This is a genomic window from Nocardia yamanashiensis (assembly GCF_021183565.1).
GTDB classification, from domain to species: Bacteria; Actinomycetota; Actinomycetes; order Mycobacteriales; family Mycobacteriaceae; genus Nocardia; species Nocardia yamanashiensis.
In genome coordinates this window covers 1,498,015-1,510,840 of the sequence record NZ_CP089226.1, presented here as the reverse complement: position 1 = coordinate 1,510,840, position 12,826 = coordinate 1,498,015, and the positions used below count along the sequence as shown (strand labels likewise).

The window sequence follows — 12,826 nt, the reverse complement described above, 5'->3', positions numbered from 1 at the left end:
TCCCCACGGTATGGCGGTAAGGCGTCAGGCCGAGGTGCCGAGCGGCGGATGCTCGAGCACCCGGGGCCGGTACTCGACCAGCTGGATGCGGTCATCGAAAGTGCGGTGATCGATCATCTCCAAGGCAACATCCGGATAGCCGTCGTAGATGCGTTCCGCCCCAGTGGCACCGGTGATCACCGGGAACATCACCACCCGGAATCGGTTCACGAGTCCGGCTCGGAGCAGGGACCTGCACAGGCTCAGGCTACCGATCGTGGTGAGCAGCCCGGAGCCAGTCGATTTCATGGCGCGGACCGCTTCGACGGCGTCCTCCCGCACCAGCGTCGAGTTGGCCCACGTCAGCGGGCCCTCGAGCGAGGAAGAGAACACCACCTTGGCCGCTTTCGTGAGCCCGTCGACGGACGCCTCTTCCTCGGGCCTGAATTCGTCCTGCCCCGCGGGGACGTCGCCGGCAGCGAACCCCGACATCAACCGGTAGGTGTTCGCTCCCATCAGATGGGTGGCCTCGGGCTGTTCGCCGAGCCACGCGAGATACTCCGGGCCCTCGAGTCCCCAAAACCCTGGCCATCCCTCACCCGACGCGTAGCCGTCGAGCGAGGTGATGAAATCGACGAGAAGTTCCGACATGGCGATGTCCTTTCCTCGGGTGTCACAAGCTTTGACCGGACGAGAGCCGCAAACTCATCGGGCACGCCGTACGGTTAGCCTTCCATCCACGTACCTCCAGGACGGCTGGATTGAGCTGTAGCCGTTGCACGGTAGTCAGATGCTTGCCCGGATGGGCGAATGGTGAAAGGCGGTGCATTGGTGACTTCCCCGGGGCCGGGTATCGAGATGCTGCAGGAGGTTGTCGACGTGCTCGCGGTCGAGTTTTCGACCAAGCTTCCGCTCAGCCTCCGCTTCAGCAAATTCGGCGGGATCGGCCAAGGTAGGATGACTGTCACCGACGGCGGCACGCCGGTACGGATGTCGTTCCCTGGCAACGTCTTCGAGCTGCTGATCAAACTCAAGGCGGTCATGGCTAAGCCGGATACCGGGACATGGATAACAGTCGAGCTGGAGATCTCGGCCGACGGTCGAGCTGCGACACGCTTCGACTACATCACCGAGATTTCATGGTCTGGTGGCAAGCCGGAAGCCCGGGATTACGTGCTCGAGCTCGAGCGCTATCCGAGAGAACCGGGCGCAGTTCCCGCGTGGTGGCAGCATGCTTTGGATAATCCGGTGCCCGACCGGGAGCCCTCGCCGGAGTACATTGCCCGGATGGACGCTCTGTTCCGAAGTCGTCCGCTCGAAGATCTGTGATGCGGCAGCCGGGCCGCCCACCGCACGGTTGGTGCGTTTATTGGCACGGCCCGAAGGCATTATCGTGCGTTGTCTCCGGGTGTGTGGTTCGGTGACGGCTTCAGAAGAGTGGGTTCGCCTGTCCGGTTTCCAGTTCCACCATGTGAAGCTGCGTTGCTCGCGCGGTGATGGCGGAGTGGGGGTAGAGGGATTTGATTGCTTTCATGAGTGTGGGCCCGTTCAGGTCCATTGCCAGGGTGCAGTGAGGGACCCAGTTCCCTGGCCGGTAGTGATCCCACAATCCGGCACTGCCCGACGCGATGGCAGCGTGCAGTGCCGCGTGAGCGTTCAGGAGTGCGGCATTGCTGGTCACCCCGAGGAAGAGGACGGCTGCTTCGCCCGGGAAGGCGCCGAGTACCGGCATTGTCAGCTCGGTCCCGGGAATCTGTTCGAGGAGACTGCGTGCACGGTCGTCCACCTCGAATTGCTCTGCTACAGCGAGCGTGACGTGTGGGCGGTGCCGCCCGTGTGACCTTGTGGCCAGGCTCGGCAGACCGGCGTCTTCCAGACGGTTCCACAGTTCCCGCACGGCAGCGTCGCCGGCCGAATCGAGGAAGAGTTCCAGTGCGTATGTCACGATCTCGATCATCGCAGGCATGGTCCGGGATCATGCCGGTCGCGATTGCCGGTCGGCGGCAAGGGACTTCGCGTGGATCGGTAATGGTGAGTTCGGTCGACACCACTTCAGCTCAGCCTGTCGACCTTCGCCCGCTCTCGCTGACCGGCTCGGTCAGCGGACCACGCGCTATGACAGCGCGCCGCAGTTTCGGGGCCATGGAGGCGGGATTCGAACCCGCGCCCTCCCACGTGTCGTGTCGGTGATCTACCGCTGATCTACTCCATGGCCGTCAGCGAGTCTACAGTGCGCGTGCACTGCCGAGATGAACACGGGCCGTTCAACTTCCGGCTACCGGCTGGGCGAGTTTCGAACGAGCGGTCGGCGGCATGAGGGGACATCGTGGGTAACCACTACTGGGCGCCGGTCACGAGCCGGGTTAGTCGGCCCATCGTCCCTTCTTCGGCGTGGTGAACCACTTTGCGGCGTGGCGGGCCAGGTTCTCGACCGATGATCCGTCCGCTGGGAGAACAAGACTGTCGGGTCCCGTCAGGTCGATCAAGGCCTCTTCTGCCCTGACTCCGTCGTCCCAATTGAGGCATGACGGGCTCCAGCCGCCGAGGATGCCGCGGCCGTCGAAGTCCAGGCACAGAGTGCCGCGAACGGCGTCTCCCTCGAGGAGATCCAGGGATACCAGGAGCCACGGAGTGCCGTCGTCGTCGGCGTGCAGCCAGTAATCCAGTCCTGGAGCGAGCGCGTTCAGCGATATCGCGAAGGCGAGTTCCGCTGCCGTCGGCCCATCCTCGCGCTGCCCACCCCAGTAAATGTTCCCGACGGTCACCGGTCGACCCTACCGTCGCCCCGAATCGACCGCGGCGGACGTCAGCAACCTTGATCGAATTGCCAGCACTCCTAAGACGATTGAGCATCGTGCCAGTCCTTCGGGCGACACCCTCAACTCGGCAGATCAGTGCGTTCGCCGGCGGGTGGTGCGAGCGTTCTGGACCGAGCGATCAACGGCAGAATCGTGACTTCGATGCCAGCCAAGACCGACCTGCGATCAGGCGGGCCAGCTACACACCGGAGGGTTGAGCCCCGGACAACCGGGGCAATCGTCGGGCCCGTCGCAGTAGTGGCCAGATCGATCCGAGTAGTCCCACTGGGTTTCTGTGACGGCACCCGGTGCAAGCCGCTGAACTTCAGCGCGCAATTCGCCCTCAACCGCGAGCTGCCAATCTGTGAAGCCCCCTCCATGCCGCTGTAGGAAGGACTCGTAATCCAGCTCGACGGTCACCCCGTCCAGGCACCAACGCCCATCGTCCTCTCGGAGCGACAAGGTCCCGTCGGTCGACATCCCTTCCCGTTGGAACAAGGCCCGCAACACCGGCAATACTGCATTGGCTTGTCCGGTGTCGAGCCACCGAACATGAAAGTCGGCTCGAAAAAGGCCCTTGGTCAAGCGGTTACCGCCGGGTTGGACGACGCGCGCCGACGTTGCCCCGTCCGAACGTTCCAGGTGATCACACCAAGCCAGATTCCTCACCTGCCGAACGCTAGCGCAGACCAACGACACACTTCGCGCTTCGCCATTGGCAGCGCTGACCATTGGCGGCACCGAAAACAGCTGGGCCGTAGTCGATTCGGAGCACCGCATCACTCTCTGTCAGCTTGCTCGGCCCGCGCGGTCAGCGGCAAAATAGTGCGTTCCAGCGAAGATTCGGGCTTCGGTCAGGCTCGGAGACCGGCCACCCGCTGGATTCGCAGTTGGCCGAGTTCGGCGGCGTTCTTCATCAGCTCAGCATTGACCCACGCGATCGTATGGATGGCGGACTTCGCCGGGTCGTCTTGCCACGGAAAGCCGATCGGGGCATCGAGGTCGGCTTCGGTGCAGCCGTCGAGGATCTCGAGCCATTGCAGTCGCAACTCACGCAACCACTCGGCGACGGCGGGGCCGGGTCCCGGCCACCGAACATCATCACGGTCACGTGGACTGCGGTGTCGTAGATGGTCGATGGTGACACTCCACCACCAACCGATATGCCAGCTGATCCAGCCGATGGTCGGCACCGGAATCGGGTCCGGTTCGGAATCTGCCCAATCCGGCGCCCAGCGGCCGCGTTCGTCCTGCCGAAGCGTCCACACCACCTGCGCCGGCTCCCACAGGAAGTCGTCGGTCTCGAGCCGTTCGAGGTGGTAGTCCAGCAGTGCCCAAACGATATCGAATTGCAGGCGCAGCACAGCAGAGCGCGAGGTGTCCATACGCCGCACACTGCCTGACCACCATGTGCGTCAACAACTTGATTTCGCGCTCCCATGATCAGGTAGGACATTCTCTGTCCGGAATTCGAAACGCCGTGTAATCGGCAATCTGGTGCGTTCGGCCGGCACCAGATCGGCTCGGCCCGTTGACCTTCGTCCTGCCTGCGCTGGCCGGTGCGGTCAGCGCGGTCCGCGGCATGACCGCGCACTACAGGCAGCAGTATGACGCGGCTCAGTCGACGCTCAATCTCGGCCGGGGTTCTTCGCGGGAACTTTTCTGCTGCAACAACCTTCAGTCGCTGCGCGCACGATCGTCGGGGGTTAGCTGATTCGGTAGAGCACCGTTCGCTCAATGGACTTAAGCTGTCCCGCAGCCCAACTGCAGGAGTCCTCGATCGATGCACCGTCCGTACGAAGTCGTTTTCAAGCCCCAGCATTGCGACAATCCGCTCTACCCTGCTTCGGCGGACGAGTTGATCGCAGCGATCGACGAGGTGGCTTTGTCCAACGACGGTGTCCCGCAATACATGTGGGTGGTGCCAAATGGACCGCATACCGCCGTGCTGTTCGTTGGGGTGGCAGGAGTTCGGGGGGTTGGCAGTCTGGCCTACGCCAGCGAAACCGAGGATCTACACAGCCGTGGTGGCTCGCGGTCCGACAGGACGGTGTTCTACCTCGACTTCGGCGAGCCACGGTACTTTCCCCAAGATTCGATGATCGATCTCGATGATCTGAGAACGGCCGTGCGGTACTTCTATGACACCATCGGTGAACGGCCCAACAACATCGAGTGGCAGGAATGGTCGGACACCGAAGCCGATGAAGTCGACTGGCCATGTCCGGATCCTTGGTGGGTCTAGCCAACCGACTAAGGCACGCCCATCGACATTTCGGTGCGTTACGCGGATCTGAGATTCGTGTCGCCGTTGACCTTTCGATGTGGTGCTCCGAATTGGTGACACCCTTGGACGTCCCGGGCTGGATGGGCAGTGCGGGAAGATAGCCACGTGGCACAGGCTGTCTCGGACGCCGTTTTGTTGTCGGGATGAGCTGCGGCTATATTCCCGAATCCGGGGAGGAGATCCACTTTCCCCGGTTTACGAGATGGGAATCAATGACGATCAGCAAATTCGCGGCGACAGCGCTGTTTTCGGTTGCCGCGACCACGGCTATCGCCGGCACCGCGCAGGCGGCGCCGGGCGAGGGCCGGTCGGTGGTGGCGAATGCCGCGCCGAGCGCAGAGGGTGTGCGGGCGGCTACTCCGGTCGCGCTGACCGCGGAGCAGGCGCAGTACTGCAAGACCGCGATCATTAACGGAATGATCGGGATGGCTACCGGATCGGCGGTCGGGTTGGTTGCCGGGTCCGGTATCGGTGCGGCGCCCGGGGCGATTATCGGCAGTCTCTTGGGTGCTGAGTTCCCGGCGGGGCCGATGCCTGGCCCGAATTCGAGTACCGGCAGCGCGCTTGCGCCCGAATCGCCTGCGGGCGTGCCTGTGCTCTATCGGTGCGGCGGAATTTTCGCTTTCTTCCAGTAGTGCGTCCGGTCGCCGGCCCGTGCCGGATGATCCGGGTGGTGGGTCGGCGTTTCGGGCTCCGACTCGGTCATGCGGTCCACGAACTCGCCGGACACGGTGGCAGTCTCAGGCGCTATGGCGCGGGAGGGACCATCATGACAACGCTGTCGTAGTCCGGCGCTAACTTGGCCGTGTGACTAGGTTCGTGGACTTCAATCTCAAGCTGGCTGTTATCGAAGAACTCATGTACGGGGAGTCGCCCAAGCTTGCGCCGTGGTCCCTCGCAGATGCGTTGAAAGCCAAGGGATTCGATGGTGACCTCTGGCAGTACTCCGCCGACAACTATTGGGACCAAGTCGTGCCGGAGGCGCAGGAGTACTTCGAGAGCCTCGAGCTTTCCGCCGAACTCCTCGAAGGGGTCGAACAGCTCGTCTTCGACGGAGCCTGCCAGGTCTATTTCGAATGCTGCCCGCACTGGGATGGGGAGGGTGAGCAGTTCGACGTCGTCAGCCTCGGCGACCTCGATCGTCTCCCGAATCTCGAGCGCGTCCTGGGCGCGGAATTGCTTGCACCCCAACTCCGAGCAGAGGTACGTGCCCGGGGCATCGAGCTGATTGACTAGCCACATCGACACGACACATTGATGGTGGGTGAGTTAGTTGTTTTCGGGGGCGGCTTGGCATTATGCGCGGTTTCGGCCTGGGTATCCGGGTTGGCTGGTTGAGGAGATCGTTCGGCGGTTTCGGTTGGACGGTGGGGGGCGGATGCTTGATTTGGGGTGTGGGACTGGACAATTGACTGTGCCGATGGCTGGGTATGTTCGGGAGGCTGTGGGGGTGGATCCGGAGGCGGGGATGCTCGTGGAGGCGGCGAGGTATGCGGGGGCGGTGGGGGTTGGGAATGTTAGTTGGGTGGTGGGTAGTTCGGGGGCGTTGCCTTCGGGGGTGGGGCGGTTCGAGTTGGTGACCATGGGGCGGTCGTTTCATTGGATGGATCGGGTGGGGGTGTTGCGGGGGTTGGAGGGGATGGTCACCGCAGAGGGTGGGTTGGTGATTGCGAATGACAGTTGCCTGGTGCGGCCGGTGACGGAGTGGCAGGGGGTGGTGGAGGAGGTTCAGGATCGGTTCGTGTCGAGGGGGCGGTGGGTGGGGCTTCCGTTCGGGGGTGATTCGCGTTCGCATGTGGAAGTGCTTCGGGATTCACCGTTTTCCGAAGTTGATCGGGTTGTTCACGAGTTCGAGCGGGTGTGGACGGTGGAGCAGGTGATCGGGTATTTGTATTCGACTTCTATGCCGGTGCTGCGGGTGTTGGGGAATCGGCGGCGGCAGTTCGAGGATGAGCTGAGGGTTGCTCTGGAGGGTTTCGCGACGGACGGTTCGCTGATCGAGCCTGTCAGTCTCGAGGTTCTCTTCGCGACCAGGTGATGGGATCGGTGTGGGAGCCGCACCATTCGGCAGTCTGCTGTCAGGCGCGGTGGCGTCCGTGGAGGCGGTGCAGGTTGCACACGGGGATGCGGGGGAATATGCGGTCGCGGGTGGTGAAGACCGACTGGGCTGCTGAGCTTTTCGGGGCGGGGTCGGAGAGGGCGTAGCCGGTGGCGGCGGTGAGCGCTGACCAGGACGCGAGGGCGAGGAAGAGCACGGTGAGCATCGCTGTCGGCTCCGAGGTGTGGTCAGCGGTGGTAGCGGGCGCGGGTGGAGAGGGTGCGGCGGCCGCGGTCGGTGATTTCCCAGCTGGCAATGCCGGCGCGGCGGCGGCCGGTGATGAGACCGCGGGCGGAGAGTTTCGAGACCGCGCTGCGGGTGCGCCACAGGGTCAGCCGGGAGGATCGGGCGAGGGCGGGGATGGCGAGCAGACCGCCGGGGGCGAGGGAATCGAGGACTGCGATTTGGGCTTGGTCGAGCCTGGAGTTGGTCATGCGGAAACGATGAAGGGCAAGAGGCGGACGAGGGTGCGGGCGTGTCGACCTGGGAGAATTGGTGAAAATCCGCAGGTTGCTTCTCATGTGGGTCCTACGCTTCTCTCGGAGTGAGAAAAACTATTCGACCTGATGAGAGGGCAGGCGATGGGGGACGGGGCAGTGGCGGACAGCGATACCACTTTTCCGAGACGGCAGCTCGGCAAGCTGCTACGGGACGCCCGGAACGCCACGGGGATGAATCTGGAACAGGCCGCTGCGCTCGTGCAGTGGAGTCGGCCGACCTTGAGCCGCCTCGAGCGGGGTGAGACCGAAAAAGTCAGGGTGACCGATGTTTTGGCACTGTGCGAGGTCTACGGGGTCGGTTCCGAGGCCGTAGCGGTCGCGCGTGGGCTCGCGGAGCAGGTACCTGCCAAGTCGTGGTGGCACGCCTACAGCGATCTGATCCCCGCGTGGGCCAACCTGTATGTCGGCTTGGAACCCAGCGCAACGAATTTGGCCGTATTCCAGCCTCTTATCGTGCACGGACTCCTGCAGACCCGCGACTACGCCCGATCGTTGGATCGTCTCTACTTCAGCAATGACACCGAGCCCGAAATCGAACGGCGTGTACAGAGCCGCGTGCAGCGGCAACACATTCTGATGCGAACTCGCCAGCCGACGGAGCTCGTTATCGTCCTGCACGAGAACGTCCTTCGCACAGTTGTGGGCAGCGCTCGCGTGATGGCAGCCCAATGCCGCCACCTCGCGGACATGTCGACCCGCGACAATGTCGAGGTGCGGATCATGCCGTTCCACGCCGGACTCCCCCTCGGTACCGCTGTACCACCCTTCACCATCATGGATTTCGCACGTGACGCGCCCGGTAATCAGGTGGTAGAACCGAGCCAGGTGTACTGCGAGGGCTATGCGGGAAGCGCCTACCTCGAAAAGCGAACGGACGTCGAGACATTCCGCGTGGCGTACCAGCGGCTACAACAGGCCAGCCTGGATGTACGGCCGAGCCGCGACCTGATCAGAGAGATTGCAAGGAGGCACGACAGTGAACGCTGACCTGTACGACGCCGATTGGTTCAAATCCAGCCACAGCTCCGCGGGCGGCGAATGCGTGGAGGTCGCCTTCCTCTCCGGCGAAGCGGTAGGCGTACGCGATTCGAAGAATCCGACCGGCCCGGCGCTGATCTTCGCCGCGAGCGAGTGGGATGCCTTCACTGCGGAGGTGAAACGCGGGCGGCTTCCCGGATAGGCTCGATAAGCCTGTGGAGCAGAGCTTTTCGAGTGACACCCGGTGCGAGGTCCGCACTGCAGCAGGGATTGTGCGGGGCAGGTTCGAGCGTGGTGTTGCGGTGTTTCGGGGTATCCCGTATGCCGAACCGCCGGTGGGGGTGCGGCGGTTCATGCCGCCGGTTTCCGTCGTCGGGTGGGAGGGGGTTCGGGATGCGGTGGCGTTCGGGCCGCGGGTTCCGCAGGCGGGTAATCGGGGGTCGGTGATGGACTCGGTGTCCGGTTGTGTCGGGGACGGGTCTGGGGATTGCCTGACGTTGAATGTGTGGTCGCCTGATCTCGGTGCGGTGAATATGCCGGTGATGGTGTGGATTCAGGGTGGGACGTATCTGGAGAACGATTCGGGGAATCCGCATTGCGATGGTGCGGGGCTCGCGGCGGCGGGGGTGGTTGTGGTGAGCATGAACTATCGGGTCGGGATGGATGGGTTCGGCAGGATCGCCGGGGTTCCGGATAATCGCGGGATACTCGATCAGGTCGCGGCCTTGCGGTGGGTGCGAGAGAACATCGCCGGGTTCGGTGGGGATCCGGGGAACGTCACGGTTTTCGGGCAGTCCGCCGGGGGTGCGTGTATTGCCGCGCTGCTGGTTATGCCATTGGCGGCCGGGTTGTTTCGGCGGGCGATCATCCAGAGTATGGCGGGTACGTGTTTCTCGCCGCGGCTTGCGGGGGCGGTGTCGGATGCGATTGCGGGGCGGCTCGGCGTGCGGGCCACGGTTGCGGAGTTGGCGGAGCTCACGCCGCGGGCGTTGATCGAGGCGAGCGGTGCGGTGCTGGCCGGGATGCCGGCGCGGCTCCGGGAGTGGGGGCCGATGGCGTTGACGCCCACCCCGTTCTCACCGGTGGTCGATGGTGAGGTGTTGCCGTGTGCGCCGTGGCGTGGAATAGCGGAGGGCGCGGCGCGCGGGGTCGACGTGCTCATCGGGCATACCCGGGATGAGTCCCGGCTGTACATGTCTCGGCCTGCGGGAGAACTCACCGAGGCTCGGGTGGCGGCGGCATTCGATCACCTGTCCCCCGGCAGCGATGGCCGGGCGGTCTATCGCGACGCCTATCCGGCAGCCACGGTGAGTGAACGGTTCGAGATTCTCCACTCCGACTGGCTGTTTCGCATGCCCGCCCTGCATCTGGCCGAGGCCGCGCATGCCGGTGGTGGGCCGGTGTGGATGTACGAGCTGGCCTGGGGTTTCAATGCCGCACAGGGTTCCTCGCATTGCCTGGATTTCCTGCTCGTGTTCGGCACGCTCGGACCGGATGAGGTGCGCGCCCATCCGCGGGCGTATCCGGATGCCGCCGCGGAGATCGGCGAAGTCGCTCGCCGGATGCGCGGTGACTGGGTGCGTTTCGCCGCCGACGCGCGGCCGGGCTGGCCGCGTTTCGACCGGCGGGCGCGGACCACTCGCGTGTACGACGCCGAATCGATCACGCGGGCCTATCCCGAGGAGGCCTCGCGGCGGATCTGGTCCGGGCACCGATTCGGCACGCTGGATCTGCGACCGGGCTGATCGGGCCGCCGGTGTTCACGCCTCGGCGGATTGCTGTCGCGGTTGCGCGGTGACGGGTGGGTGCGCCCGGTGGGCTCGGGAGAGGCGGGCGGCGCCCCAGGAGAGGGCTGCGATGAGGATCAGGGAGCAGGCCAGGACTATGAGGCAGGCGGTGGTGTAGAGCCAGGCGGGGCGGTCGAAGGTGCGTTCTCGTTGCAGGACTGTCACTTCCGAGACGAAGGGGCGGGTGAAGTCGGTGAGGGCGGGGACGGCGTGGGCGTCGATGGCGGGGTCGTCGGGCAGGTAGAGGGGCAGGGAGGTGAGGGTGCGGCCGTCGTGCAGGCGCAGGACGGTTTTCCAGGTGCCGGCGGCGGGGACGGGGGTGGTGGTGCGGTAGTGGCCGGGGGCGGTTCGGGTGAGTTGGTCGATGACGAGGCCGCGGCTGGGGCTGGCCGAGCCGGTGCCGCCTTGCCAGCTGAGGATTTTGAGCCATTCGGGGTCGGCGGAGACGGTGTCGGCGGGGGTGATGGCGATATCGGCGGTAACCATGCGGGTGTCGCCGACGGGCGGGGCGTCGGTCAATCGCACGGTGGCCGTGGTGTTTTCGGGGACGGTGACGTGCAGGCCGTCGGCGACGCAGGCGGCGGCGATCAGGACGGCGGCCAGGACGAGGCCGCGGCGCAGGGCGGGGCGTGGCAGGGCGTCACCGCGCAGGACGGTGGCGAGCAGGACGCCGACCAGGCCGCCGGCTACGCCCGCGGGGATGGCCAGGATCAGCGCTTCCGGCCATATCGAGGTCGGCCAGGGATCGGCGAACATCGCTGTCACCCAGAGGTTTTCGAGCCAGAGGCCGACCGTGGCGGCGGCTAGCCCGGTGAGCGCGCCCCACCAGAGCGGTGTGCGCAGCACCGGCAGCAGGCCCATCAGTTCGACGACGACCGCGATGCCGAGGTAGAGCGGGAACACATTGTGCGGGGCGCCCAGGATCGGGCCGACCAGGACGGCGATGATCCAGCGCACCAGCAGGGCGAAGACCGTGGCGATGAGGGCGCCGCCGCGGCCGAGGGTGTAGCGGGCGGCGACCAGGGCGATGGTGCCGGCGATCGTCATGAGCAAGGGGTGAAAGAGCAGGCGGAATTGCGGGACGCCGAAATCGAATTCGACCTGGAACACCGACAGGCCGATCAGCAGGCCGCCGAAGGCGAAGCTGCGGGCCAGCCACAGCCAGCGGCCATCGGTGCGGGCCGGGTCGGGGCGGTCCAGGCGGCCTTCGAATTCCAGCAGCAGCACCGCGACCAGGGACAGGCCCGCGCCGCCGATCAGCATGAGATGGGTTGGGCCCCAGAGGGTTACGTCCTGACCGAACAGGCGATGCCAGATGTCGTCCAGGGGGAAGCCGGTGAGCGCGTACAGCCCGCACGCCGCCATGAGGACGCCGCCGACGGGGGCGTACCAATTGCGGGTGATACGGATGGCGGCCGGGCCGGGCTTCTCGTCCAGGGGCAGCAGGATGGCCAGCATGCCCGCCACGAACAGGAAGAACAGCCCGATCATGATGAAGTAGTGGGCGGGGTTGGCCAGCGGGCCCTCGTCGCGGCCGCGTCCGATGTGCAGGCTCACGTCCCAGATGAAGCCGAACATGGCGGTGAGAATGGTGGTGATGAAGACCGCCAGCGGCAGCGCCACCCAGCCGGGGCGGTTGGCCCAGCCGCCGAGGCGGTCGGCGGCGGTGCCCAGCCAGCTGATCCGGCGGGTGCGGTGCAGGTAGCCGAGGGTGCCGACCGCCGCCGCGATCACCAGGGCCGAACCGGTAAGTATCGCAACCTGATCCAGTGCGGCGCCGCCGCCTTCGGAACCGTCGGCGAGCATCGTGATGTCAGGACTCATCGGCAGAACTTTCTCTGTAACCCAACGTCTCACTGACCGCGTGCCCACAGGACCGGAAGGTATGCGTCCGACATGCCGAATCCGCCCAACCCGCGGGGCGGATGCCAGGCATCTCAGCCCTGGGCGCTGAGCACCATCCACATTTCGGGGTTGGCGACCGGTTCGAAGCCGAGTTTGGCGTAGAGGCCGTGGGCGTCGAGGGTGGCCAGCACGATGCGTTTGAGCTTGTACGGCGCCAGGTGGTCCCGGATGGCGGTGGTCAGATGCGAGCCCAGGCCGGCGCCGCGGTGGGCGGGGTCGACGTAGACGTCGCAGAGCCAGGCGAAGGTGGTCAGGTCGGTGACGACGCGGCCGTAGGCGACCTGGGCGCCGTCGGTGTCGTAGGCGCCGAAGTTCAGGGAGCCGCGGATGGCCCGTTCGACGATGTCGCGTTCGCGGCCCAGTGCCCAGTAGGCGTCGGTGGAGAGCCAGTGGTGCACGAGGTCCACATCGAGACGGTCGGGGGCGGTGTCGATTTCGTATCTCGCGGAGATGGTCACCGGCTCGAGGGTAGTCGGGTGATCGGCGCACGCCCC

16 protein-coding genes, 1 tRNA gene and 1 pseudogene are annotated in these 12,826 nt (G+C 65.2%); 9 read left to right on the top strand and 9 right to left on the bottom strand.

Features of this window, described 5'->3' with window-relative positions; genetic code table 11:
* Positions 1–24: 24 nt before the first annotated feature.
* Positions 25–630 carry a dihydrofolate reductase family protein gene (locus LTV02_RS07210; protein WP_233039188.1) on the bottom strand — a complete coding sequence of 202 codons (606 nt, stop codon included), beginning with the start codon at positions 628–630 and terminating at the stop codon, positions 25–27.
* Between the two features lie 159 nt (positions 631–789).
* Between LTV02_RS07210 and LTV02_RS07205 the strand changes: the two genes are divergently transcribed.
* Positions 790–1,308: a hypothetical protein gene (locus LTV02_RS07205; protein ID WP_233039186.1), complete on the top strand. Its 519-nt coding sequence runs from the start codon at positions 790–792 to the stop codon at positions 1,306–1,308.
* Positions 1,309–1,408: 100 nt separating this feature from the next.
* Here LTV02_RS07205 and LTV02_RS07200 read toward each other — a convergent pair whose 3' ends face one another.
* The 4 genes from LTV02_RS07200 to LTV02_RS07185 all read right to left on the bottom strand — a co-directional run bounded on the left by LTV02_RS07200 (position 1,409) and on the right by LTV02_RS07185 (position 4,162).
* Positions 1,409–1,936, bottom strand: a complete 528-nt coding sequence (locus tag LTV02_RS07200; protein WP_233039184.1) for a 2'-5' RNA ligase family protein — start codon at positions 1,934–1,936, stop codon at positions 1,409–1,411.
* 183 nt (positions 1,937–2,119) lie between these two features.
* Positions 2,120–2,191: transfer RNA gene (locus tag LTV02_RS07195), tRNA-OTHER, on the bottom strand.
* Between the two features lie 151 nt (positions 2,192–2,342).
* Positions 2,343–2,744 carry a hypothetical protein gene (locus LTV02_RS07190; RefSeq protein WP_233039183.1) on the bottom strand — a complete coding sequence of 134 codons (402 nt, stop codon included), beginning with the start codon at positions 2,742–2,744 and terminating at the stop codon, positions 2,343–2,345.
* Positions 2,745–3,631: 887 nt separating this feature from the next.
* The gene (locus LTV02_RS07185) at positions 3,632–4,162 is read right to left on the bottom strand and encodes a DinB family protein (RefSeq protein ID WP_233039182.1); all 531 of its coding nucleotides are present in this window, start codon (positions 4,160–4,162) and stop codon (positions 3,632–3,634) included.
* A 398-nt stretch (positions 4,163–4,560) separates the two neighbouring features.
* Here LTV02_RS07185 and LTV02_RS07180 point away from each other — a divergent pair, with 398 nt between their 5' ends.
* From LTV02_RS07180 to LTV02_RS07165, 5 genes and pseudogenes are all read left to right on the top strand, one after another.
* On the top strand, positions 4,561–5,022 hold the full coding sequence (locus LTV02_RS07180) for an Imm1 family immunity protein (protein ID WP_233039181.1): 462 nt from the start codon (positions 4,561–4,563) through the stop codon (positions 5,020–5,022).
* Between the two features lie 254 nt (positions 5,023–5,276).
* A complete protein-coding gene (locus LTV02_RS07175) occupies positions 5,277–5,699 on the top strand; it encodes a hypothetical protein (RefSeq protein WP_233039179.1) in 423 nt (140 codons plus the stop codon).
* Between the two features lie 172 nt (positions 5,700–5,871).
* Positions 5,872–6,300 carry a DUF6892 domain-containing protein gene (locus LTV02_RS07170; protein ID WP_233039178.1) on the top strand — a complete coding sequence of 143 codons (429 nt, stop codon included), beginning with the start codon at positions 5,872–5,874 and terminating at the stop codon, positions 6,298–6,300.
* Between the two features lie 142 nt (positions 6,301–6,442).
* Positions 6,443–6,685, top strand: a pseudogene (locus LTV02_RS39580) (class I SAM-dependent methyltransferase); the annotation flags it as partial.
* 18 nt (positions 6,686–6,703) lie between these two features.
* Complete coding sequence (locus LTV02_RS07165; RefSeq protein ID WP_233039177.1) at positions 6,704–7,102, top strand: hypothetical protein; 399 nt, start codon at positions 6,704–6,706, stop codon at positions 7,100–7,102.
* A 40-nt stretch (positions 7,103–7,142) separates the two neighbouring features.
* Here LTV02_RS07165 and LTV02_RS07160 read toward each other — a convergent pair whose 3' ends face one another.
* Positions 7,143–7,328 (bottom strand): hypothetical protein, encoded by a 186-nt coding sequence (locus tag LTV02_RS07160; RefSeq protein ID WP_233039171.1) that lies wholly within the window; start codon positions 7,326–7,328, stop codon positions 7,143–7,145.
* Between the two features lie 22 nt (positions 7,329–7,350).
* Positions 7,351–7,596 carry a hypothetical protein gene (locus tag LTV02_RS07155; RefSeq protein WP_233039169.1) on the bottom strand — a complete coding sequence of 82 codons (246 nt, stop codon included), beginning with the start codon at positions 7,594–7,596 and terminating at the stop codon, positions 7,351–7,353.
* Between the two features lie 162 nt (positions 7,597–7,758).
* On the opposite strand from LTV02_RS07155, the gene LTV02_RS07150 reads away from it, so the two are divergent.
* Genes LTV02_RS07150 through LTV02_RS07140 form a run of 3 tightly spaced genes read left to right on the top strand, consistent with a single transcriptional unit; the run spans position 7,759 to position 10,385 of the window.
* The gene (locus LTV02_RS07150; RefSeq protein ID WP_233039167.1) at positions 7,759–8,649 is read left to right on the top strand and encodes a helix-turn-helix domain-containing protein; all 891 of its coding nucleotides are present in this window, start codon (positions 7,759–7,761) and stop codon (positions 8,647–8,649) included.
* Positions 8,639–8,842: a DUF397 domain-containing protein gene (locus tag LTV02_RS07145; RefSeq protein ID WP_233039165.1), complete on the top strand. Its 204-nt coding sequence runs from the start codon at positions 8,639–8,641 to the stop codon at positions 8,840–8,842. The genes LTV02_RS07150 and LTV02_RS07145 overlap by 11 nt, the downstream gene beginning before the upstream one ends.
* 13 nt (positions 8,843–8,855) lie before the next feature.
* Positions 8,856–10,385, top strand: a complete 1,530-nt coding sequence (locus LTV02_RS07140) for a carboxylesterase/lipase family protein (RefSeq protein ID WP_332909562.1) — start codon at positions 8,856–8,858, stop codon at positions 10,383–10,385.
* Positions 10,386–10,400: 15 nt separating this feature from the next.
* Here the strand turns inward: LTV02_RS07140 and LTV02_RS07135 are convergent, their stop codons facing one another.
* Together LTV02_RS07135 and LTV02_RS07130 are read right to left on the bottom strand one after the other, a co-directional pair.
* Positions 10,401–12,251 (bottom strand): hypothetical protein, encoded by a 1,851-nt coding sequence (locus LTV02_RS07135; protein WP_233039160.1) that lies wholly within the window; start codon positions 12,249–12,251, stop codon positions 10,401–10,403.
* 113 nt (positions 12,252–12,364) lie between these two features.
* On the bottom strand, positions 12,365–12,790 hold the full coding sequence (locus LTV02_RS07130) for a GNAT family N-acetyltransferase (protein ID WP_233039158.1): 426 nt from the start codon (positions 12,788–12,790) through the stop codon (positions 12,365–12,367).
* Between the last annotated feature and the right edge of the window lie 36 nt (positions 12,791–12,826).

Excerpts from the sequence above, each read along its gene's own strand:
- LTV02_RS07210 (WP_233039188.1), bottom strand. The coding sequence starts at position 630 with ATGTCGGAACTTCTCGTCGATTTCATCACCTCGCTCGACGGCTACGCG.
- LTV02_RS07205 (WP_233039186.1), top strand. The coding sequence starts at position 790 with ATGGTGAAAGGCGGTGCATTGGTGACTTCCCCGGGGCCGGGTATCGAG.
- LTV02_RS07200 (WP_233039184.1), bottom strand. The coding sequence starts at position 1,936 with ATGATCGAGATCGTGACATACGCACTGGAACTCTTCCTCGATTCGGCC.
- LTV02_RS07185 (WP_233039182.1), bottom strand. The coding sequence starts at position 4,162 with ATGGACACCTCGCGCTCTGCTGTGCTGCGCCTGCAATTCGATATCGTT.
- LTV02_RS07180 (WP_233039181.1), top strand. The coding sequence starts at position 4,561 with ATGCACCGTCCGTACGAAGTCGTTTTCAAGCCCCAGCATTGCGACAAT.
- LTV02_RS07175 (WP_233039179.1), top strand. The coding sequence starts at position 5,277 with ATGACGATCAGCAAATTCGCGGCGACAGCGCTGTTTTCGGTTGCCGCG.
- LTV02_RS07165 (WP_233039177.1), top strand. The coding sequence starts at position 6,704 with ATGGTCACCGCAGAGGGTGGGTTGGTGATTGCGAATGACAGTTGCCTG.
- LTV02_RS07160 (WP_233039171.1), bottom strand. The coding sequence starts at position 7,328 with ATGCTCACCGTGCTCTTCCTCGCCCTCGCGTCCTGGTCAGCGCTCACC.
- LTV02_RS07155 (WP_233039169.1), bottom strand. The coding sequence starts at position 7,596 with ATGACCAACTCCAGGCTCGACCAAGCCCAAATCGCAGTCCTCGATTCC.
- LTV02_RS07135 (WP_233039160.1), bottom strand. The coding sequence starts at position 12,251 with ATGAGTCCTGACATCACGATGCTCGCCGACGGTTCCGAAGGCGGCGGC.